Origin of the sequence: Streptomyces sp. enrichment culture (assembly GCF_964272855.1) — a bacterium.
Classification (GTDB): Bacteria; Actinomycetota; Actinomycetes; order Streptomycetales; family Streptomycetaceae; genus Streptomyces.
Map to the genome: position 1 here is coordinate 4,763,243 of NZ_OZ186847.1, position 19,670 is coordinate 4,782,912.

The window sequence follows — 19,670 nt, forward strand, 5'->3', positions numbered from 1 at the left end:
GCCCGGATCGGTGCCGGGCCCCTGAGCCCTGGGTTCAGTGCCGGTAGAAGATCCGGTCCCGGTACTGATCCAGCACCCGGCCGTTCCACTCGTGGCCGCCGTCGACGTTGCCGGAACGCAGGAGCGGGGGTTCGACGCCGCGTTCGGCGAGGGCGCCCGCGGCGGTTGCCATGACGGCCTGGAGGAGGGCCGTGGTGACGACCGTGGAGGCGGGCGCGAAGGGCGCCGGGACGCTGTCGAGGGTCAGCTCCGCGTCGCCGACGGCGATCTTCGAGTCGAGGACGATGTCGCAGTGGTCCTTGAGGTAGGTGCCGGAGGCGTGCCGTGAGGTGGTCCGGGTGGTGTAGGCGACCGAGGTCACGCCGATGACGCGGATGCCGAGGGCGCGGGCGTTCATCGCCATCTCGACGGGCAGGGCGTTGCGCCCGGACAGGGAGATGATCACGAGGACGTCGCCCGCGCGCAGGGGCGAGCTGTCGAGGACGGCGGCGGCGAGGCCGTCGACGCGTTCCAGGGCGGAGCCGAGGGTGGCGGGCATGACGTCGACGCCCACGACTCCGGGGACGGCGAGCAGGTTCATCAGGGCGAGGCCGCCCGCGCGGTAGACGACGTCCTGCGCGGCGAGCGAGGAGTGGCCGGCGCCGAAGGCGAAGAGGCGGCCTCCGGCGGCGACGGTGTCGGCGAGCAGGTTGCCGGCCGCGGCGATGGTGCCGGCCTCCTCGTCGCGGACGCGTTGCAGCAGGCCGATCGCGGCGTCCAGGTACTGGTCGGCCAGCTTGCTGTCGCCCATGCGAGCTCCTTCGCTCCGTTGCGGGGGCTGTGCGTTTGTGGTCGTGCGGGTGGGTCGCGGTGTGCCGCGCGTGTGCGCCGCGTGTGTGCCGCGGATCACCGTGCGGTCTGGACCACTGTGCTGTCAATACGGGGGTGGGCGGGGTGGGCCGGGGCGGACCCGGGCGCACCACCGCGCGCGTCCGCGTCGGCTTCCCGGCCGTCGCCCTCCCCCGGTTTCCACGGCGCGACCCGGTTGTCAGCGGCATCCGGCAGAATTGATGCCAGGGCCAGCGCACGCGCCGAAGTGCCGTCGAGCCTTCGGCAGAGCTAATCGAGGGGCACGTATGTCCGGACTGATCGACACCACGGAGATGTATCTCCGCACCATCCTCGAGCTGGAGGAGGAAGGTGTGGTCCCCATGCGCGCCCGGATCGCCGAGCGGCTCGACCAGAGCGGGCCGACGGTCAGCCAGACCGTGGCGCGGATGGAGCGTGACGGCCTGGTCTCCGTGGCCAGCGACCGGCATCTGGAGCTGACCGACGAGGGCCGTCGGCTGGCCACGCGCGTGATGCGCAAGCACCGGCTCGCGGAGTGCCTGCTCGTCGACGTGATCGGCCTGGAGTGGGAGCAGGTGCACGCCGAGGCCTGTCGCTGGGAGCACGTGATGAGCGAGGCCGTCGAGCGGCGGGTGCTGGAGCTGCTGCGGCACCCCACCGAGTCGCCGTACGGCAACCCGATCCCGGGCCTGGAGGAACTGGGCGAGAAGGACGGCGCGGACCCGTTCCTCGACGAGGGCATGGTCTCGCTGGCGGAGCTGGACCCGGGCCTGGAGGGCAAGACGGTCGTGGTCCGCCGTATCGGCGAGCCGATCCAGACGGACGCGCAGCTGATGTACACGCTGCGCCGCGCGGGTGTGCAGCCCGGTTCGGTGGTGAGCGTGACGGAGTCGGCCGGCGGTGTGCTGGTGGGCAGCGGTGGCGAGGCCGCCGAGCTGGAGGGGGACGTCGCCTCCCACGTCTTCGTCGCCAAGCGCTGAGGACTCCTTCCTCGGATCCCGGGCTGCGTGACCCGAATCGCAGCGCCCGGACGCCCCGCGTGCCAGGCTGTCGCCGAGGCTTTTCACCGCGAGGGGGTGGGGCGGATGGGTCACGCGGCGGCGTTTTCAGCGGAGGGCCCCGGCGCCTTGTGGCGCCGGGGCCTGTCCTCCCCTTTTCCGACCCGGAGCCCCGAGCTCTCAGGGTCGTCCCCCTCGGACCGTTTTCCCCGAGCGGTCCGCCTCCCGCTGAAGATCTCCCCCCGGTGGCGGCGATCATGCCTTGAGCGGGGTCACTCGAACGAGGGGTGTTGTCCGCACAGACCGGATCTTCGAATGGGCTTTCGATAGTCTGCGGGGCGGACAGCACAGCAGTACCTGAGCACCACGAACAGCAGGCGGTACGAGCGAAGCTTGGGGGGTGCCCGACCATGGCGCGACGCATCGACGTGACCGGTGTGGGCGGTGTACGTCTTGCGGCCTGGGAGTTCGGCGACCCGCCGAAGACCGACTCCGACCCGGCCCACACCTCCCCCGGCGTGCTGTTACTCCACGGCCTCATGGGCCGCGCCTCCCACTGGGCGTCCACCGCCCGCTGGCTCTCCGCGCGGCATCGCGCCGTCGCACTCGACCAGCGCGGCCACGGACAGAGCGAGAAGCCCCCGCGCGCCGCTTACACCCGCGAGGCCTACGTCGACGACGCCGAGTGCGCCCTGGAACAGCTCGGCCTCGGCCCCGCCGTCGTGGTCGGCCACGCGATGGGCGCGCTGACCGCCTGGCAGCTCGCCGCCAAACGCCCCGACCTCGTACGCGGGTTGATCATCTGTGATATGCGGGCGTCCGCGCTCGGTGCCGCGTCACAGCGCGAGTGGGCCGACTGGTTCAAGGCGTGGCCGGTCCCCTTCGCCACCCTGGCCGACGTACGCAAGTGGTTCGGTGAGGACGACCCCTGGGTGGAGCGGCCGAACCCGGCGCGCGGCGAGTTCTACGCCGAGGTGATGACCGAGTCCCCGGACGGCTGGCGGCCCGTCTTCGAGCCCGAGCAGATGCTGAAGTCCCGCGAGACGTGGGTCTACGACGCCCACTGGGAGGAGCTGGCGCAGGTGCGGTGCCCCGCCCTGGTCGTGCGCGGCCTCGACGGGCAGCTGGGCCGGGCCGAGGCGCAGGAGATGGTCCGCGTGCTGCCCCACGGCGAGTACGCGGAGGTCGCCGACGCCGGCCACCTCGTCCACTACGACCAGCCGGAGGCCTGGCGCTCGGCGATCGAGCCGTTCCTGGACGGGGTTCTCACGGCCTGAGGCACCTCGGCAAGGCCTGAGGCACCTCGGCAAGGCTTGAGGCACCTCCGAGGGCGCACTGCGAGGCCCACCCCGTCCCGGGGCGAACCCCTATCGGTCCCTGCCGCACGCGTAGGCCAGCGGCGAGATCAACTCCTCCGCGTCCGGCAGCCATCGGTTCGCCGGTGTGGGGCGGCACGCCCACTGCACGGCCCCCCGCGACCCGTACCGCGTGGGAGGAGCGGCGACGTAACTGCCCTCCCCCAGCGCCACCAGGTCCAGCGACGACAGCGACCACCCCAGCTTCCGCACCAGATCCGGCACCTTCGCCGCCGCACCGGGAAGGACGAAGAACTGCATCCGCCGCGCCGGCGTCAACGTCACCGGCCCCAGGGTCAGTTCCATCCGCTCCATCCGCGCCAGCGCCAGGAAGCCGGCCGTCTCCGGCACGGAGATCGCGTCGAACGTACGCCCCGTCGGCAGCAGGATCGACGCGTTCGGCTGCTTCTGCCACATCCGGCGGGCGACGGTCGCGCTGCCCGTCGCCTGCGTCGCCCAGTCGGCGCGTGCGGGGTGCGCGCCAGGCTCCTCGCACAGCGCGTTGCCGCAGGAGCACCGCTGGTTTCCGTCGACCGCCTCCAGCCAGGTGCCCGGGAACACGTCCCAGTGGCGCTCCTCGGCGTAGCGAACGGCGGTCTCCAGCAGCGATTCCCCGCGCTGCTTCGGAATCTGTGCGGCTTCGGTGGCCGGGATCGTCTCTTCCACGTGGAACTCAACTCCCGCGTCCACCTCGGGTTACGGCCACCTGCGCGCGCCGGGGAGGAGCATCGATTCGGCGTCCGGGGCGCATGGGTGCACGGGTGGGGGCGCGCGGGAGGATCCGTGGCGGCACCTGGGTAGCCAGGAGAGGGGGACGGGTGGGTACGGGCTCCGCCTTACCCCGGCAATCCGCGCATGCCTCGCAATTCCGTGGCATGTCCGCATTTTCGGTATGAGCACGGGGCATTGATCTTCACGACCGGATTCCTCGCCACCGGCGACGGGGTGCGGCCGGGGAAGAAACGACAACTCGGTGCACGGGCAGGCACCGCAGCCACAGGGGGTTAACGCCATGGCCGCAAGGCCCCTCGTCGCGCGGCAGCCGAACGAACGGCTGCAGGCGCTCATCCAGGAAGCGGGTTGCTCGAACGCCGGGCTCGCCCGCCGCGTCAACATGTGCGGCGCCGAGCACGGTCTCGACCTGCGCTACGACAAGACGTCCGTGGCCCGTTGGCTGCGCGGACAGCAGCCGCGCGGACGGGCACCGGCGATCATCGCCGAGGCGCTGGGCCGCAAACTCGGCCGTACGGTCACGATCGACGAGATCGGCATGGCCAACGGCAAGAACCTCGCGTCGGGCGTCGGCCTCCAGTTCTCGCCGACGGTACTGGGAGCCATCGAGCAGGTCTGCGAGCTGTGGCGCAGCGACGTCGGGCGCCGCGACTTCCTGTCCGGTTCGTCCGTCGCCGCCTCGGCGCTGGTCGAGCCGAGCCGGGACTGGCTGATCTCGGCGCCCGACGCGCAGGTGGCCCGCGCGGCGGGCCCCCGCGTGGGCCAGTCCGACGTGGCCGCCGTGCGGTCGATGACCCAGGCGCTGGTCGACCTGGACCACCAGTACGGCAGCGGGCACGTCCGCCCGGTCGTCGTGCACTACCTCAACAGCGTGGTCTCGGGCCTGCTCGCCGGCTCCTACCGGGAGGCCGTCGGCCGCGAACTGTTCGCCGCCGTCGCCCGGTTGACCGAGCTGGCCGGGTACATGGCGGTCGACACCGGCCAGCCGGGCCTCGCCCAGCGCTACTACATCCAGGCGCTCCGTCTGGCCCAGGCGGCCGGCGACCGCGGCTACGGCGGTTACGTCCTCGCCGCGTCCATGAGCCACCTCGCCGCCCAGCTCGGGAACCCGCGTGAGATCGCCCAGTTGGCGCGGGCGGCGCAGGAGGGGGCGCGGGGGCGCGTGACCCCGCGCGCGGAGGCCATGTTCCACGCGGCGGAAGCGCGCGGTCACGCCCTCCTGGGAGACGCGCGCGCCGCCCAGGAGGCGGCCGGGCAGGCCGTGAGCGCCCTGGAGCGGGTCGACCCGGACGCCGGGGACGACCCCGCGTGGATCGCCCACTTCGACGAGGCCTACCTCGCCGACGAACTCGCCCACTGCCACCGTGACCTGGGGCAGGCGGAGGCCGCCGCGCGGTGTGCGCAGCAGTCCCTGGACGGGCACCCCGCGTCGCGGGCCCGGCGGCGCGCGATCGGCTATGTGCTGCTCGCCACGGCGCAGGTGCAGCAGCGCGAGATCGAACAGGCCTGTCACACGGGGCTGAAGGCCGTGGAACTCCTGGAGGGCCTGCGCTCCAACCGGGGCGCCGAGTATCTGGAGGACCTCCAGCAGCGGCTGGAGCCGTTCCGGGACGAGTCGGTGGTAAGGGAGTTCGGGGCGCGGCTGGACCTTCAGCACGCCGCGTGAACGGCGACCGTGCGGCGCCGTGAATCCGGGGGAAACAGCCGGTTGAGGGGCAGGAGGTGACATAAACAGCGGGCCGCGGTGGTTTTGTTACCGCCGTCACAGGGCAGGAGGTGTTGCCCTGTGCTGCGTGGCACCTGGCTCGGGGGACCCGGTAGCGTGAGCCGACGATTCCGAAGGTCCCCCATTCGTAGGAGTCCCGGTGACGCAGAGTGGACAGGGCGAGGAGCCCTCGGCGCGACCCGCGCACGAAGGCATCGTGCTGCCCTCCGACGGTGGCGAGCCCGTGCTGCCGGGTGCGCAGCCCGGCCCCGGCCGCCCCGCCGACGGCCCGCTTCCGGCCCAGGCGCCGCCGGGCGGGCAGGCCTGGGGACAGCCCTGGGGGCCCGGTCAGCAGCAGAGCACTCCGCCGCAGAACTGGCAGTCGGCGCCGGACCAGGCGTGGGCCGCCCAGCAGGGCGGCTATGCCGCGCCCCAGGCCCAGCAGCAGCCGCAGCAGGGCGCGGGTGCCGGTCCGCTGCCGCCCGAGGGGGCGCCGGGACCGTCGTACGGCGGTGCCGGGGGGGCGTACGGCGCTCCGGGGTATCCGACGCAGGGCGACGCCCCGTCCCATCCGGCGCCGGGCGGTGCTCAGGGGCCGTACGCGGCACCCGCCGCAGCCGGCGCGCCGCTGCCGCCCGCCGCCGGCGACAACCCGACGCACTACATACCGCCGGTCGGCTCCGGTCCCGCGCCCGGGACGCCCGGGGGCGCCCCCGCCGTCGACAACGCGACCCAGTACCTGCCGCCCGTACGGCCCGCCGCCGCGTCCGCCGACGAGGGGGCGACGCAGTACCTGCCGCCGGTGACGCCGGGCGCGCTGCCGCCCGAGATGCCCGCCGGGCCCGGCCCCGAGCGGCCCGCCGAGACCACGCACTATCTGGGCCGCGCCAACCAGGGCGGCGCACCGGGAGCGGTCCCGCAGCCCGGGCCCGACGCCGAGGCCACCCAGTACATCCCGCCCGTGGCGGGGGCGGGGCGGCAGACGCCCGCCGAGTTCGACAACCTGTTCCGCGCCCAGGGCGCCGAGGGCACCCAGCAGCTGCCCCGCGTCCAGGACGCGCAGACGTCCGCGCCGTCGTACGACGAACCCCGCGCGGGCCGGGGCCGCGGGGGCCGTACCGGCTCCCGGGTGCCGGTGATCGCGGCGTGCGGCATCGGTATCGCGGTGATCGGGATCGGCGCGGGCGCGCTGCTCGCCGGCGGCGGTGGCGGCGAGGAGTCGCCCGAGACCGTCTCCGCAACGGCCCCCGCGGGCGAGTCCGCGTCCGCCTCCCCGTCGCCGTCCGCCGACCCGGCCGAGCAGCAGGCGATCGAGCTGGACAAGCTGCTCGCCGACAGCGGTGACAGCCGTACCACGGTGATCAACGCGGTGAACGACGTGAAGTCCTGCAGCAACCTCGCTCAGGCGGCCGAGGACCTGCGGGACGCGGCGAAGCAGCGCAACGCGCTGGTCACCCAGCTGTCCGCGCTGTCCGTCGACAAGCTGCCGAACAACGCGGAGCTGACCACCGCGCTGACGAAGGCCTGGAAGGCGTCCGCGTCCGCCGACAACCACTACGCGGCCTGGGCCGACCAGGTCGCCGGGCAGAAGGGCAAGCTCTGCAAGAAGGGGCAGGCCCGCGGCACCGGCCAGACCCAGGCCGGCAACCGGGAGAGCGGCACCGCCACCACGCAGAAGGCGGAGGCCGCCAAGCTGTGGAACGCGATCGCGAAGACGTACGGCCTGACCGAGCGGGAGCCCACCCAGCTGTGAGCGGCGGGGCCGGGTCAGCCGGTCTCTGAGCCCTCCAGTGTCCGCGTCACGTCGATGAAGCCCTTGCGGGCCGCGACCAGCCGGCCGTCGCGGACGACCTGGAGGGTGACGTTCGTGTTGACCAGGCGCGGGAGGCCGACCGAGGCGAGCCGGTCCTGGAACCTCCAGCGCAGGGTCGGGGTGAGTCCGCCGGTGCCGACCTCGACGCCGTCGTCCAGGGCCTGGCGGACCGTGGTCGACGTCACCTCCTCGTCGCTGCCCAGCCCGTCGACGACCGCCTGGAAGACGGTGTACGCGATCCAGGTGGTCTGGACTCCGGCGTCCGCGGGGTCGATCCGGGTGTCGGAGAAGGCCTGCTCGCGGACGACCCGCTTCATCTCGTCCCAGCGCTTGTCGGTCTCCACCGGGTACCAGCCGGTGACGTACGCCCCCTCGTACGGTCCGGAGGGGCCGCCGGAGGCGTCGATGACGGTCTGGTCGACGCTGCCCAGCACGGTGCCGGTGCGTACCTCGGGGTAGTTCTCCCGGGCGCGCCGGAAGGAGTCCATGAAGGTGCTGGTGCGGTCGCCGAGCGCGGGCACCACGCAGCCCTCCTCAGACGAGTCGGAGGTCGCCCGCCGCAGCGCCCCCTCCGCCTGGGCGGTGAACTCGGTGGCGTCCTCGGCGGCGCGCAGATCGGTCGCGGGCGCGTGGCCGCCGGCCTCAAGTCCGGAGTCGATCAGCCCGGGCAGCGCGTCGCCCGCGATGGTGTCGGGCCGGACCAGGGTGACCGGGCCGCAGCCGGCGGACAGCTCCTTGCCGAGTCCGGCCAGCAGGGTGGGCTGGCCGCCGTTGACCGGGTAGGACAGCGGGCTGGTGAACTCGTTGCTCGTGATGCCGTAGCCGCCTATGTAGGGGATTCCGGCGCCCTCCAGGACCGGGAAGAAGGAGTCGGCGTGCTGGCTGTAGGAGCCGACGACCGCGACGACGTTCTCCTTGACCGCGCGCCGGGCGCACTTCGCGGCGTCCACGCTGTCGTTGTGGTCGTTGCAGATCAGCACCCGCAGCTTGCGGCCGTCGATGCCGCCCTGGGCGTTGACGTGGCGGGCGTAGGCGAGGGCGAGGGCGGGCATGCCGGGCTTGTTGGTCGCGTTCGTGTCCGACGGTGCCCAGGTCATGACGGTGATGGTGTCGTCCCCGGAAGTCCCCGTGATGCCGGGGACGACACCACACCCGGCGGCGAGCGAGGCGCACGCCACCATGGCGGTGACCGCGCGGACGCCCGCTCTGGCGGATCGGCTGATGTCGGGGAGGAATGTGCTGCGGGTGGGTCGCCTGCCGGTCATGGGTCCGCACGATTCCGTCACATCGCTAACCTGGGAGTGACCGTCGGTCAACGACGGGTGACGTACAGGTGAATTACGGGGGCCGGTGAGCGCCCCGCTGGGGGGAACGTACGATCGATGACCGTGCAAGGTGTCCAAGGTTCGGTGAACTCTTCCCGTCGCGGCCGTCGCTCATCCACGATGGGGGGCATGCCTCTGAACGACATGCCGTGGTGGCGCTGGCGCAGCAACGTGCGCTCGGCGCTGCACATGCTCTCCGACCCGGTGTTCCAGCGGGACGTCTGGCTGGCGGGTGTCGAAGGGTACGGAGACGTGACCGACGCCGTGTACCGCCTGGTCGAGGACACCTGGCTGGACCACTGGTCCGCCGAGAAGTACGTCGGCACGATCTTCCGTGACTCACAGGAGGCCGCGCTGGTCGACACCGCGGTGCTCCGGGTGCTGCGGATCATGCACCAGGTGGGCCCGGACGCGCCGGTGTCGTCGTACCTCGACAACCCCGGCTGGCCGGAGGCGGTGCGGGCGGCGCGGGACGCGCATGTGCGGATGGCGGCCAGCGACGGGGACGACCCGGAGGCGGCACCGCGCACGCTCGAGGTGCTGCGCATCATGACGCGGTCCGCCTAGCGGCCTGGTCGGCGTGCGTACGGCGGTCCGTCTAGCGGGACGGTTGCCGGGACTCGAGGTCGTTGTGGGACCCTGTCCTGCATGAATGAGCAGTCCACCGGAGCCGCGGCCCGAGCCGACCAGTACGTCCTCACTCTCTCCTGCCCGGACAAGCAGGGCATCGTGCACGCCGTGTCGAGCTACCTGTTCATGACCGGCTGCAACATCGAGGACAGTCAGCAGTTCGGTGACCACGACACCGGTCTGTTCTTCATGCGGGTCCACTTCTCGGCGGAGTCGCCGGTGACGGTGGAGAAGCTGCGGGCGAGCTTCGCGGCGATCGGTGACTCCTTCCACATGGACTGGCAGATCCACCGGGCCGAGGAGAAGATGCGGGTCGTGCTCATGGTCAGCAAGTTCGGGCACTGCCTGAACGACCTGCTGTTCCGGGCGCGGATCGGTGCGCTGCCGGTGGAGATCGCGGCGGTGGTGTCGAACCACACCGACTTCGCGGAGCTGGTGGGGTCGTACGACATTCCGTTCCACCACATCCCGGTGACGAAGGAGACCAAGGCGGAGGCCGAGGCGCGGCTGCTGGAGATCGTCCGCGAGGCGGGCGTGGAGCTGGTCGTGCTGGCCCGCTACATGCAGGTCCTCTCCGACGACCTGTGCAAGCAGCTCAGCGGGCGGATCATCAACATCCACCACTCCTTCCTCCCGAGCTTCAAGGGCGCCAAGCCCTACCACCAGGCGCACGCGCGCGGTGTGAAGCTGATCGGTGCGACCGCGCACTATGTGACGGCGGATCTCGACGAGGGGCCGATCATCGAGCAGGAGGTCGAGCGCGTCGGACACGACGTCACGCCGGACCAGCTGGTCGCCATCGGCCGTGACGTGGAGTGCCAGGCGCTGGCCCGCGCGGTGAAGTGGCATGCGGAGCGCAGGATTCTGCTGAACGGGCGGCGGACGGTCGTCTTCGCCTGAGAACTGAGGCCTGACGCGTGCGGCCTGAGTCCTGAGGCTGAGGCCTCGCGCTCCTACATCCGGCTCAGGCTCGCCGCCGCGAACAGTACGTCCTTGATGGCCTCGCGGTCGCCGTCCTGGCCGGCCGCCGCCTCGTCGGGGGAGACGTGGCCTGCCGCCAGTCTGCAGAACTCCACGCCGTCCAGGGCGACATGGGCCACCTCCAGGTCGGTGGAGGGCGCCGCCGCCGGGGAGTCGAGGGGGATCAGCCACTCGCCGCCGCCGGATCCCTCGATCTCCAGGCGCAGGGTGCGGCCGGGTTTCCCGGCCGTGACGAGGTGGCGGCCCGGCCGCGCGGGCGCCGCGAGTCCCGCGCGGCGGCGGTCGGCCAGCACCTGCGGCAGCACGCGCGCGGCGAGGCCGATCATGCGGTTGAGGTGGCGCCCGGACGGCGGTTCGTACGGGTAGTCCACCGCGTCCGCGATGTCCTCCGCGTGCACCCAGCACTCGAACGCCCGGTCGACCATCGCGGCGTGCAGCGGCAGGTCGAAGTCGCCGTACGGCACCGACACCCGCCCGGCGCCGCTGCCGGTGAAGGCCACCGTCCGCACGATGCCGTGGCTCTGCTCCCGCCAGGGCCCGCGGACGGACCGGGTCGGCGGGAAGTGCGACGCCCGCCAGTACGCCTCCGTGCGCCCCGCCGGAGTGGGCCGCTCCGCCTCGGTGTCGCCCAGCGGGTCGTCCAGTCCGAGGGCGCGCGCGACCAGTCCGTCGACGGCGAGGAGATGGGCGATGACCCCGGCGACGGTCGTCCGCCGGCTCGTCGCCTCCTTGCCGTCGTACCAGCGCAGCCGGACCGGCGCGTGCCACTCGGAGTCCCCGAAGTCCTGGAGCAGCGCGTCGAGGCGCGCGGTCTCGGCGTCGTACGCGGCGGCCCAGGCGGGCACGGGGATGCGCGGCGGCCGGCGGTCCAGGCAGGTCTCCAGGACCCGGGTGCGCAGCGACGGGTCGAGGTCGAGGCTCTCGGGTGGATGCAGCAGCCCGACCGCCTCGCGCAGCCGCCGTGCCTCGTCCGCGCAGTTGCCGCAGTCGCCGAGGTGCTCCTCGACGGCCGCGGTCTCCTCCGGCGAGCACGCGGACATCGCCCAGGCGCCCAGCAGGGACTTCAGGACGGGGTGCGCCAGCCGGAGCGGCGCGGGGGTGGGCGTCATGGCCGCGCGCAGTTCGTCGAGGGCGGGCAGGGGAAGGCCGCCGTCCTCGACGGAGGCGCGGGGCGGCGGTATCCGCGGCGGCTGCCGCGGGGTGCCCGGGGCGGGGGTGTGCGTCCGGTCATCGTGGGTGCCGCCGTCCTGGCTCCGCTGCTCCTCGTCGCCGTCAGGGTCATGGTGGTCACGGGGGTCGTCGGGGTCGTCGTGTTCGCCGAACGGTCCTGGCTCGGTCACACCGCACCTCCGTATCCGGGCGGTGCTCCGGGCGTGCCGGCGTCGTGGGCCGTGGACAGGAGCTGGAGGCCGAGGCGGAGGCGGCGGCGGGCCTCGTCCTCGGTGACGCCGAGGTCGATCGCGGTCTGGCGGTAGTCGCGGCGCTGGAAGTAGGCCAGTTCCAGGGCGGCGCGCAGCGGGGCCGGCATGGACTGGACGATGAAGTCGGCGCGGGCGGCCACGGAGGCGTGGCGGACCTTGTGCTCGAGTTCCTCGGAGGTGCCGTGGCCGCCTTCGAGGGCGGCGGTCTCGGTGGCGCGCAGGCGCTGCACGGCGAGTCGGTGGGTGAGGCTCGCCACCCAGGAGCGCAGCGGGCCCTCTTTGGGGTCGTAGCTCTCGGGTTGCTGCCAGACGTGCGCGAAGACCTCGCGGGTGATGCCGTCGGCGGCGTGTTCGTCGCCGAGGACGCGGTGGGCGAGGCCGTGGACGAGGGTGGCGAAACGGTCGTAGAGCTCGCCGAGGGCGGCGGCCTCGCCGCGGGCGAGGCGCTGCTGCATCCTGCGGTCCCAGCGGGGTGGTGCGTCCTTCTTCGGCATAGGGCCCCCTCCCCCTGTGTCGGCGCTGTGTCCGGTCGTGACTTCAGCGTGCGTCCACCGTTGTCCCGAATGTAGTCGGCACGTCTGACAACGCACGCCCCTTTGTGGCAAAGTGCGCCCCCGACGGGCCGCGGGTGATAACGGCCCTTCTTTTTATGGCGGTTACCCGACCATTCTGTACACAGACGTGTCTGTGATCTGATCGAACAGGATCGAAGTGGACTAAAACAAGCCCTTTCCGATCGCCATCCGTTTCCGGTGCGGTGTTTCAGGGAACGGCCGGTGGGCAGCCGCGCTGAAAGGAAGCGTAGGGACTGCTTCCGTTTCCAGGGGGCGGTTCGAGGGAAGTTCCGGCGAACGAAGGGCATGGTGGTGGCGTTCAATGTGACCGGTGGCGAGCGGGGCGAGTGGGCCGTGCTCCATGTGTCGGGCGAGCTGGACCTGGTGACGTCGCCGGTGCTCCGGCAACGGGTGCACGACGTGGTGGCCGAGGGCCGCCACAGCCTCGTACTGGACCTCTCCGAGGTGTTCTTCTGCGACTCCAGCGGGGTCGGCGTGCTCATCGCCGCACGCCGTCTGCTGCGCTCCTGCCAGGGCCGGCTGCGCCTCATACTCCCCGCGGAGGGCGCGGTCGACGGCTCCCACGTCAACCGGGTCCTGGGCGCGCTGGGCGTCCGCCGCCTGTTCGACGTCCACCCCGACCTCGCCTCCGCCGTCGAGGAGGACTCCCGCCCGCTGTCGGCCTGAGGCCTCCGCCACATCGTTGTCCCGAAATTCCCCCGGTCTTGGCACAACCGTCGTTTTCCCGCTCCTCGACCGCCCCCGCCGTCGTACGCTCCGTGCGAGACGCACCCCCACGTGAGGTAAGGCGGCCCGAGAAGACATGGTCAGCAGCGAGAACGAGCGCAGGATCGCGGCCAGGTTCGCCACGTTCGACCAGGACGGCAACGGCTACATCGACCGCGAGGACTTCAGCGGAGCGGCCAAGGCGCTGCTCGCGGAGTTCGACGTCGCGGCGCGGTCGGACAAGGGACAGGCCCTGTACGGCGGCGCCGAGGCGTTCTGGCAGGGCATGGCGGGAATCGCGGACCGGGACGGTGATCAGCGCATCACCCGGGAGGAGTTCGTCACCGGTGCCGTGAAGCGGCTGCGGGACAACCCGGACCGGTTCGCCGAGATCGCCCGGCCGTTCCTGCACGCCGCCATCGACGTCGCCGACACGGACGGCGACGGCGCGGCGACCGTCGAGGACACCGCGCGGGTGCTGACCGCGCTGGGCGTGCCCGAGGACGTCGCCCGCGCGGCCGCCGCCGCGCTGGACGGCGACGGCGACGGCAAGGTCGGCGAGGCGGAGATCGTGCCCGCCTTCGCGCGTTACTTCACCGTCCCCGAATAGCGCTCCCGCAGCTTGTACTTGAGCACCTTCCGCAACGTCTCCCCGCGCGGGAGGGCGTCCACCACCTCCAGTCGCTCCGGCAGCTTGTGGACGGACAGCCCCTCCGCGCGGAGGTGGGACGTGAGCGCGTCCAGGGTCAGCTCCCGGGCGCCCGGCGGCTGTTCGGCCACCGCGCACACCAGCTCCCCGCGGTCCGCGTCCGTCAGGCCGATCACCGCCACGTCGGCGATGTCCGGATGCCGGCCGCGGTGCGCGGCGCCCGCGACCGTCTGCAAGTCCACGGCGGAATGGGATTCACCTGGGAGGCGGAGGTTCATCTGCATCTGAAGCGGGCCTGGGTGCGCGCTCAGCGTGGAGGTGGCGGCACGGAGAGTGAGGAACTGCTCGCGGCGGGGCTGCTGACGGAGGCGGGCTGAGCGGCGCTGGGCTGGGGTGTCGTGAGAACTGTGGAGAAGCGGGGAGTCCGGTTCTGGCCAATGTCGCGGATCGTGGCACAGGGTTGTCACGGAGCGTCACATTGTGCGGTGTTCCGCGTGTGACCCGCCACGTCCCGGAGCGTGCGTTCGCCTCCGGTACCTTGTGGGGGACGCGCCGCATTCCGGCTGTTCGACTCGCTGCGGCGAGGGTCGCACAGTATGCCGCACGGGTACTCCTTCGCGCGGGAATATGCCCGAAGCGCTTGTTGGGGTGACGGTGTGTCAACGAAGCTGTGCTGCAAGGGATTCACATTCCGTGACCCTTGCTCTGGTCGTTGTTCTGGTCATGCAGAAAATGGCTACGATCGTGGCCCTCGTGAGGCGCGAGCCTCGGTGTCCATCGGTTCGGATGGTGTGAGCGGTGCAGGTGCTTCAAGTGCAATTGGAGATCCGGCCCGACCCCGCTGAAGTGGGGCGGGCGCGGAGGTGGGCACGGGCGCGGCTCGCCGGGTCCGCGATAGCGGCCGACGAACCGCTCGCCGAGACGGTGATCCTGCTCGTGTCCGAACTCGTCACCAACGCCGTCGTGCACACCGGCCGCCCCGCCGTGCTGTGCCTCAGCCTGCCCCAGGCCCCCGCCGCCGAGTCGGCGACCGTCCGCCTGGAGGTCGCCGACGGCAGCACCCGCGCGCCGGTGCCCCGCTGGGCCGACGGCGACGAGACCGGCGGCCGGGGCCTCGCGCTCGTCGACGGCCTCGCCGACCGCTGGGGCTGGCAGCGGGAGGACGCCGGCAAGCGCATCTGGTGCGAAGTCGACCGCCATGCCGCCTCGCGCGCGGGGGCGATGGCCTACGGCGGCGGCGCCGCGGCGTACGAAGGGTGCAAGGGGCTGGCGTACGAAGCCGTCTGACGCGGAGCCGGTCGGGCGGGGGCACGGGTGCACGTGATCGGGTGGACGGTGCCGTGGGGCGGGGTGATGCGCCCGGATGTGCTTCCGTGCGCGCCTCCGGAAAAACGGACCTTAAGTGATAAATCCCCGGACGGGTGTTGACGCCGCGTGTCCGTTTGATCACGCTTGTGGTCAGCGATTCGCCGCGAGGGGACGACGAGGGCTTCGGTGACGGGAGTCCTCGGCGAGTGTGGGTCGTGAACCGGCGTCGGTTCTCTCAGGGCCACGAGGAACCAGGGGTGGGTGCGCCGGGCCGGATGGCGGCGCGCGGTGCCGTGCTCGGGGCGGGCGACCTCGCGCCGCCAACCGGACTCCCTGGGGGAGCGGCCCTCTTCAGAGAATCGCGACCGGTGCGACCGGGCTCCCCGTCGCGCCGGCGAACGGCTCGGGTGTCGCCGAGAGCAGGAACGAGTAGCGGCCCGTTTCTCCACAGGCTGTGGACAACTCTTCGAGATTCCGGTTCTGCGCCTGCGGCATCCCCATCTCCACCAGATCCAGGGCGTGGACGGGCAGCCAGAGGTCGTCCACCTCCGGCGGGAAGAACCGCGCGGACGACGTCGTCGGTGATCAGGTTGAGGGTGCCGATCTCGTCGTCGGCGCCCCAGCGGCGCCAGTTGTTGACGCGCCGGGCGAGATCGAGGAACACCGGCGGGAGCGTGCTGGACGACGTCGGGCCTCCCTGGAGCTTGTCGCCGGATATCTGACGAGTCGTGGAATGCGAGAAGCCGAACCTGGCGACCTGTCAGGAACCGCGGCAAAGGGCCGGGCGCGGGGAACTTCTTGGCAGGAAGGAAGGCGGTGACGGGCGCGGGCGCGAGGCGGGTGGCGCGGGCGGTGCTGACCTTCTGAGGCGAACTCGCGCTCGGCCGTACGGCTGTTGGCCGGAGTTGTCCACAGGGCGGGGAAATCCGGTGGGAGTTGTCGGTGCCGCCGCCTAGCGTCAGCCGCATGACCTATCGCGACCTGGCCACCCGGCCCGTTCTGACCTGGTCCCTCGTGGCCGTCGCCGCCCGGATGCCGGTGGCCATGGCCCCGCTGGCCGTGGTGTTCCTCGTCCGGGAGCGGCCCGGCGGGTACTCGCTGGGCGCGCTGCTCGCCGCGGCCTATGTGCTCGGGGAGATCGTCGGGGCGCCGCTGCTCGGCATGCGGGTGCGGCCCGAGCGGGCGCGGCGGCAGATGAGCGCGGGGCTGGTCGTCGGGGCGGTCGGGTTCGCCGGGCTGGGGGTGCTGCCGGGGGCGCCGGCCTGGCTGCTGGCCGGGTGCGCCTTCCTCGCCGGGGCCGCGCCCGCCGCGTCGGCCGGCGGACTGCGGTCGCTGCTCACCGGGCGCCTCGTGCCCAAGCACGCCGTGGCGCAGGCCCTGTCCGTCGAGTCGATGCTGATGTCCGGGATCTGGGCCGTCGCCCCGGCCGCCGTCACCGGGCTGGCGCTGGGCGTGGCGCCGTGGGTGCCGCCGCTGCTCGCGGCCGGGCTGGTGCTGGTGGCCGCCGCCGGGCTGTGGCTGCTGCCGGAGGGCTGGGACGTGGCGGAGTCGGCCGCCGAGGGCCGGTCCATGCTCCGGCTGCTCGGCGGGGCCTGGCCGGTGTACGTCACCGGAGCGGCCAGCATCTCCCTGCTCGCCCTCGCCGAGCTCCTGCTGCCCGCGCTGCTCGAACAGCGGTCGATCGGCGTCGGCTGGTCGGGGCCGCTGCTCAGCCTGTTCGCGCTCGGCTCGGCGGTGGGCGCGTTCCTGTACGGGGCGCGGTCCTGGCCGGGGCGGCTGCGCACCCGCAGCGTGGTGCTGATGGGCGGGGTGTCCGCGTGCGCGACGCTGGTCGCGCTGATACCGGACACCGCCGGGATCGCTCTCGCGCTGACCGCCGCGGGCATGCTCCAGGCGGGCGCGATCATCACCCGGAACCTGGCCCTCCAGGAGGTCCTTCCGTCGAGCGCGCTCGCCGCGGGCTACTCCGTGATGTACGCGGCGGCCAGCGCCGGGTACGCGGTCACCGGATCCGCGGCGGGCGCCCTGCTGGAGGTGACCACTCCGGACCGGGCGATCCTGGTCGGGGTGGTGCTGACGCTGGTGATGGTGGCCGTGGGCGCCTGGGGCGAGGGGCGGCTGGGCCGGCTTACCGCCGCCGAGCCGCCGGCGGCCGGGACGTCGTCCGCGAAGTCACCCGCGCGTGGCGGTGCCGCCGCGGCGGCCTCCGACGCCGTCGCCGCCCGCCCGGAAGGTCCGGCGGTAGGCGGTGGGGGTGACGCCGAGCGCGGCCTGTAGGTGCTGACGCATCGACTGGGCGGTGCCGAAACCCGCGTCCCGGGCGACCTGGTCGACCGACAGGTCGGTGGACTCCAGCAGATGGCGGGCGTGTTCGACGCGCTGCTGGGTGAGCCACTGGCCGGGGCTGACGCCGGTCTCCTCGCGGAAGCGGCGGGTGAACGTGCGCACCGACATGGCCTCCTGCTCGGCCATGTCCCGCAGCTGGATCGGCTCGTGGAGACGGCCGAGCGCCCAGGCGCGGGCCCTGGTCGTGGTGGCCTGCTGCGGGTGGGGCACCGGGCGCTGGATGTACTGGGCCTGGCCGCCGTCGCGGTGCGGCGGGACGACCGTGCGCCGGGCCACCTCGTTGGCCACGGCCGTGCCGTGGTCGCGGCGCACGATGTGCAGGCACAGGTCGATGCCGGCGGCGACCCCGGCGGAGGTCAGGACGTCGCCGTCGTCGATGAACAGCACGTCCGCGTCGACCTTGATCCGGGGGAACATCCGCTGGAAGCGTTCCGCGTCGGCCCAGTGGGTGGTGGCCGGCCGGCCGTCCAGGTAGCCGGCGGCGGCGAGGACGTAGACGCCGGTGCAGATGGAGGCGAGCCGGGTGCCGGGCCGGATGTGCGCGAGGGCGGCGGCCAGTTCCCCGGTCAGCACGCCGTCGTCGTAGAGCGGGCCGAGTTCGTACGACGCCGGGACGATCACCGTGTCGGCGGTGGCCAGGGCCTCCGGGCCGTGGGCGATCTGCACGGCGAAGTCGGCGTCCGTCTCGACCGGGCCCGGCGGCCGCACCGAGCAGGTGACGACCTCGTACAGGTGCCGCCCGAGCGCGTCCCGGGGGCGGCTGAAGATGCGGTGCGGGATGCCCAGCTCGAAGGGGAGCAGCCCGTCCAGGGCGAGGACCACGACGCGGTGCGGGCGGAACTCGGGGGCGCCGTCCGGTTCGGTGCTCGGCTCACGGGTCATGGCCCGATCCTAGCGAACGCTGTCCCTCGGGCCACTCGTTCGGACCGGACCGGCACCGGAAGCTCGATGTCGTGACCCAGACAACCGATGCGACCGCCGTCGACAACACCCCGAAGGGCTCCCGTCCCGCCCGGTCCCGCCGTGTCCACCGCGCCTGGTTCGTCGCCGCCGTCACCTTCGTGACCATCATCGGCGCCGCCGCCTTCCGCTCCCTGCCGGGCCTGCTCATCGACCCCCTGCACCAGGAGTACGGCTGGTCACGCGGCACGATCGGCGCCGCCGTCTCCGTCAACCTCGCCCTCTACGGCCTCACCGCGCCGTTCGCGGCCGCCCTGATGGACCGCTTCGGCATCCGGCGGGTCGTCGCGGCCGCGCTCGTGGTGATCGCGCTCGGCTCCGGGCTCACCGTGTGGATGACGGCCGCCTGGCAGCTGCTGCTCTGCTGGGGACTGCTCGTCGGACTGGGCTCGGGCTCGATGGCACTGGCCTTCGCCGCCACCGTCACCAACCGCTGGTTCACCGAACGCCGCGGCCTGGTCACCGGCATCCTCACCGCCGCCTCCGCCTCCGGACAGCTGATCTTCCTGCCGCTGCTGTCCTGGATCGTCGAGACCCACAAGTGGCGCCCGGCCGCCGTCACCGTCGCCCTCGCCGCGCTCGTCGTCGTCCCGTTCGTGTGGCTGCTGCTGCGCGACCACCCGGCCGACGTGGGCCTGAAGCCGTACGGCGCGAAGGAGTTCGTGCCCAAGCCCGCGCCGGTGCCGGGCGCCGCCCGCCGCGCGGTCACCGTCCTGTCCAAGGCCGCCCGCACGGGCCCGTTCTGGCTGCTGGCCGGCACCTTCGCGATCTGCGGGGCCTCCACCAACGGCCTGATCCAGACCCACTTCGTGCCCGCCGCCCACGACGAACACATGCCCGTCCAGGCCGCGGCCTCGCTGCTCGCGGTGATCGGGGTCTTCGACGTGGTCGGCACGATCGCCTCCGGCTGGTTCACCGACCGTTTCGACGCGCGCCGCCTGCTGGCGGTCTACTACGCCCTGCGAGGCGTCTCGCTGCTCTTCCTGCCGATGCTGCTGGGCCCGTCCGTGCAGCCGCCGATGATCTTCTTCATCGTCTTCTACGGCCTCGACTGGGTCGCCACCGTCCCGCCCACCGTCGCCCTGTGCCGCGAGCACTACGGCGAGGACAGCGCGATCGTCTTCGGCTGGGTGCTGGCCTCCCATCAGGTCGGCGCCGCGCTGGTCGCCTTCCTCGGCGGGGTCGCCCGCGATGTCTTCGGCACGTACGACATGGTCTGGTACGCGTCCGGCGCGCTGTGCGCGGCGGCGGCGCTGATGGCCCTGGTGATCCGGCACCGGCCGGCCGCCGCGCCCCTCGCTGCGGCCTGAGCCGGACCGCCGCGAGGGGGTGGCGGGTG

The 19,670-nt window shown here is 72.7% G+C and carries 17 protein-coding genes and 3 pseudogenes; 12 read left to right on the forward strand and 8 right to left on the reverse strand.

Going from position 1 to position 19,670, the window contains the following annotated elements:
• Positions 1-34 precede the first annotated feature (34 nt).
• Complete coding sequence (locus ACSU6L_RS20915; protein WP_437058937.1) at positions 35-790, reverse strand: SIS domain-containing protein; 756 nt, start codon at positions 788-790, stop codon at positions 35-37.
• A gap of 325 nt (positions 791-1,115) precedes the next feature.
• On the opposite strand from ACSU6L_RS20915, the gene ACSU6L_RS20920 reads away from it, so the two are divergent.
• Positions 1,116-1,808, forward strand: coding sequence for a metal-dependent transcriptional regulator (locus ACSU6L_RS20920; protein WP_437058939.1), 693 nt, complete (start codon positions 1,116-1,118; stop codon positions 1,806-1,808).
• 428 nt (positions 1,809-2,236) lie between these two features.
• Complete coding sequence (locus ACSU6L_RS20925) at positions 2,237-3,103, forward strand: alpha/beta fold hydrolase (RefSeq protein ID WP_073941567.1); 867 nt, start codon at positions 2,237-2,239, stop codon at positions 3,101-3,103.
• Positions 3,104-3,193: 90 nt separating this feature from the next.
• Here ACSU6L_RS20925 and ACSU6L_RS20930 read toward each other — a convergent pair whose 3' ends face one another.
• Positions 3,194-3,847: a bifunctional DNA primase/polymerase gene (locus ACSU6L_RS20930; RefSeq protein WP_437058941.1), complete on the reverse strand. Its 654-nt coding sequence runs from the start codon at positions 3,845-3,847 to the stop codon at positions 3,194-3,196.
• A gap of 346 nt (positions 3,848-4,193) precedes the next feature.
• Here ACSU6L_RS20930 and ACSU6L_RS20935 point away from each other — a divergent pair, with 346 nt between their 5' ends.
• Positions 4,194-5,579, forward strand: a complete 1,386-nt coding sequence (locus ACSU6L_RS20935) for a transcriptional regulator (RefSeq protein WP_437058943.1) — start codon at positions 4,194-4,196, stop codon at positions 5,577-5,579.
• Positions 5,580-5,778: 199 nt separating this feature from the next.
• On the forward strand, positions 5,779-7,371 hold the full coding sequence (locus tag ACSU6L_RS20940) for a hypothetical protein (protein ID WP_437058945.1): 1,593 nt from the start codon (positions 5,779-5,781) through the stop codon (positions 7,369-7,371).
• Between the two features lie 14 nt (positions 7,372-7,385).
• Here the strand turns inward: ACSU6L_RS20940 and ACSU6L_RS20945 are convergent, their stop codons facing one another.
• Positions 7,386-8,696 carry an ABC transporter substrate-binding protein gene (locus tag ACSU6L_RS20945; RefSeq protein ID WP_437058947.1) on the reverse strand — a complete coding sequence of 437 codons (1,311 nt, stop codon included), beginning with the start codon at positions 8,694-8,696 and terminating at the stop codon, positions 7,386-7,388.
• Between the two features lie 180 nt (positions 8,697-8,876).
• Here ACSU6L_RS20945 and ACSU6L_RS20950 point away from each other — a divergent pair, with 180 nt between their 5' ends.
• The gene (locus ACSU6L_RS20950) at positions 8,877-9,323 is read left to right on the forward strand and encodes an SCO4402 family protein (RefSeq protein ID WP_437058949.1); all 447 of its coding nucleotides are present in this window, start codon (positions 8,877-8,879) and stop codon (positions 9,321-9,323) included.
• 81 nt (positions 9,324-9,404) lie between these two features.
• Positions 9,405-10,286, forward strand: a complete 882-nt coding sequence (gene purU / locus ACSU6L_RS20955) for a formyltetrahydrofolate deformylase (protein WP_437058951.1) — start codon at positions 9,405-9,407, stop codon at positions 10,284-10,286.
• Between the two features lie 53 nt (positions 10,287-10,339).
• On the opposite strand, the gene ACSU6L_RS20960 is transcribed toward purU, so the two are convergent.
• Positions 10,340-11,707 (reverse strand): zf-HC2 domain-containing protein, encoded by a 1,368-nt coding sequence (locus ACSU6L_RS20960; RefSeq protein WP_437058953.1) that lies wholly within the window; start codon positions 11,705-11,707, stop codon positions 10,340-10,342.
• Positions 11,704-12,282 carry a sigma-70 family RNA polymerase sigma factor gene (locus ACSU6L_RS20965; protein WP_437058955.1) on the reverse strand — a complete coding sequence of 193 codons (579 nt, stop codon included), beginning with the start codon at positions 12,280-12,282 and terminating at the stop codon, positions 11,704-11,706. The genes ACSU6L_RS20960 and ACSU6L_RS20965 overlap by 4 nt, the downstream gene beginning before the upstream one ends.
• Positions 12,283-12,648: 366 nt before the next feature.
• Between ACSU6L_RS20965 and ACSU6L_RS20970 the strand changes: the two genes are divergently transcribed.
• Both ACSU6L_RS20970 and ACSU6L_RS20975 read left to right on the forward strand, forming a co-directional pair.
• Positions 12,649-13,029 (forward strand): STAS domain-containing protein, encoded by a 381-nt coding sequence (locus ACSU6L_RS20970; RefSeq protein ID WP_437058957.1) that lies wholly within the window; start codon positions 12,649-12,651, stop codon positions 13,027-13,029.
• Positions 13,030-13,165: 136 nt separating this feature from the next.
• Complete coding sequence (locus ACSU6L_RS20975) at positions 13,166-13,678, forward strand: EF-hand domain-containing protein (protein ID WP_437058959.1); 513 nt, start codon at positions 13,166-13,168, stop codon at positions 13,676-13,678.
• On the opposite strand, the pseudogene ACSU6L_RS20980 reads toward ACSU6L_RS20975, so the two are convergent.
• Positions 13,657-13,977, reverse strand: a pseudogene (locus ACSU6L_RS20980) (AMP-binding enzyme); the annotation flags it as partial. The gene ACSU6L_RS20975 and the pseudogene ACSU6L_RS20980 overlap by 22 nt on opposite strands.
• Here ACSU6L_RS20980 and ACSU6L_RS20985 point away from each other — a divergent pair.
• Both ACSU6L_RS20985 and ACSU6L_RS20990 read left to right on the forward strand, forming a co-directional pair.
• Positions 13,921-14,094: pseudogene (locus tag ACSU6L_RS20985) on the forward strand (acyl-CoA dehydrogenase); the annotation flags it as partial. The pseudogenes ACSU6L_RS20980 and ACSU6L_RS20985 sit on opposite strands and share 57 nt — an antisense overlap.
• Before the next feature lie 436 nt (positions 14,095-14,530).
• A complete protein-coding gene (locus tag ACSU6L_RS20990) occupies positions 14,531-15,004 on the forward strand; it encodes an ATP-binding protein (protein WP_437058961.1) in 474 nt (157 codons plus the stop codon).
• Between the two features lie 372 nt (positions 15,005-15,376).
• On the opposite strand, the pseudogene ACSU6L_RS20995 reads toward ACSU6L_RS20990, so the two are convergent.
• Positions 15,377-15,586: pseudogene (locus ACSU6L_RS20995) on the reverse strand (cyclase family protein); the annotation flags it as partial.
• Positions 15,587-15,991: 405 nt separating this feature from the next.
• On the opposite strand from ACSU6L_RS20995, the gene ACSU6L_RS21000 reads away from it, so the two are divergent.
• Positions 15,992-17,302, forward strand: a complete 1,311-nt coding sequence (locus ACSU6L_RS21000) for an MFS transporter (RefSeq protein WP_437058963.1) — start codon at positions 15,992-15,994, stop codon at positions 17,300-17,302.
• On the opposite strand, the gene ACSU6L_RS21005 is transcribed toward ACSU6L_RS21000, so the two are convergent.
• Positions 17,198-18,253 carry a GlxA family transcriptional regulator gene (locus ACSU6L_RS21005; RefSeq protein ID WP_437058965.1) on the reverse strand — a complete coding sequence of 352 codons (1,056 nt, stop codon included), beginning with the start codon at positions 18,251-18,253 and terminating at the stop codon, positions 17,198-17,200. The genes ACSU6L_RS21000 and ACSU6L_RS21005 overlap by 105 nt on opposite strands.
• Positions 18,254-18,324: 71 nt before the next feature.
• On the opposite strand from ACSU6L_RS21005, the gene ACSU6L_RS21010 reads away from it, so the two are divergent.
• Positions 18,325-19,641, forward strand: a complete 1,317-nt coding sequence (locus ACSU6L_RS21010) for an MFS transporter (RefSeq protein ID WP_437058967.1) — start codon at positions 18,325-18,327, stop codon at positions 19,639-19,641.
• Positions 19,642-19,670 lie beyond the last annotated feature (29 nt).

Coding starts and splice junctions, on each gene's coding strand:
- ACSU6L_RS20920 (WP_437058939.1), top strand. CDS start 1,116: ATGTCCGGACTGATCGACACCACGGAGATGTATCTCCGCACCATCCTC.
- ACSU6L_RS21005 (WP_437058965.1), bottom strand. CDS start 18,253: ATGACCCGTGAGCCGAGCACCGAACCGGACGGCGCCCCCGAGTTCCGC.
- ACSU6L_RS20970 (WP_437058957.1), top strand. CDS start 12,649: ATGGTGGTGGCGTTCAATGTGACCGGTGGCGAGCGGGGCGAGTGGGCC.
- purU (WP_437058951.1), top strand. CDS start 9,405: ATGAATGAGCAGTCCACCGGAGCCGCGGCCCGAGCCGACCAGTACGTC.
- ACSU6L_RS20915 (WP_437058937.1), bottom strand. CDS start 790: ATGGGCGACAGCAAGCTGGCCGACCAGTACCTGGACGCCGCGATCGGC.
- ACSU6L_RS20975 (WP_437058959.1), top strand. CDS start 13,166: ATGGTCAGCAGCGAGAACGAGCGCAGGATCGCGGCCAGGTTCGCCACG.
- ACSU6L_RS20925 (WP_073941567.1), top strand. CDS start 2,237: ATGGCGCGACGCATCGACGTGACCGGTGTGGGCGGTGTACGTCTTGCG.
- ACSU6L_RS20935 (WP_437058943.1), top strand. CDS start 4,194: ATGGCCGCAAGGCCCCTCGTCGCGCGGCAGCCGAACGAACGGCTGCAG.
- ACSU6L_RS20945 (WP_437058947.1), bottom strand. CDS start 8,696: ATGACCGGCAGGCGACCCACCCGCAGCACATTCCTCCCCGACATCAGC.
- ACSU6L_RS20965 (WP_437058955.1), bottom strand. CDS start 12,282: ATGCCGAAGAAGGACGCACCACCCCGCTGGGACCGCAGGATGCAGCAG.
- ACSU6L_RS21000 (WP_437058963.1), top strand. CDS start 15,992: ATGACCTATCGCGACCTGGCCACCCGGCCCGTTCTGACCTGGTCCCTC.
- ACSU6L_RS20950 (WP_437058949.1), top strand. CDS start 8,877: ATGGGGGGCATGCCTCTGAACGACATGCCGTGGTGGCGCTGGCGCAGC.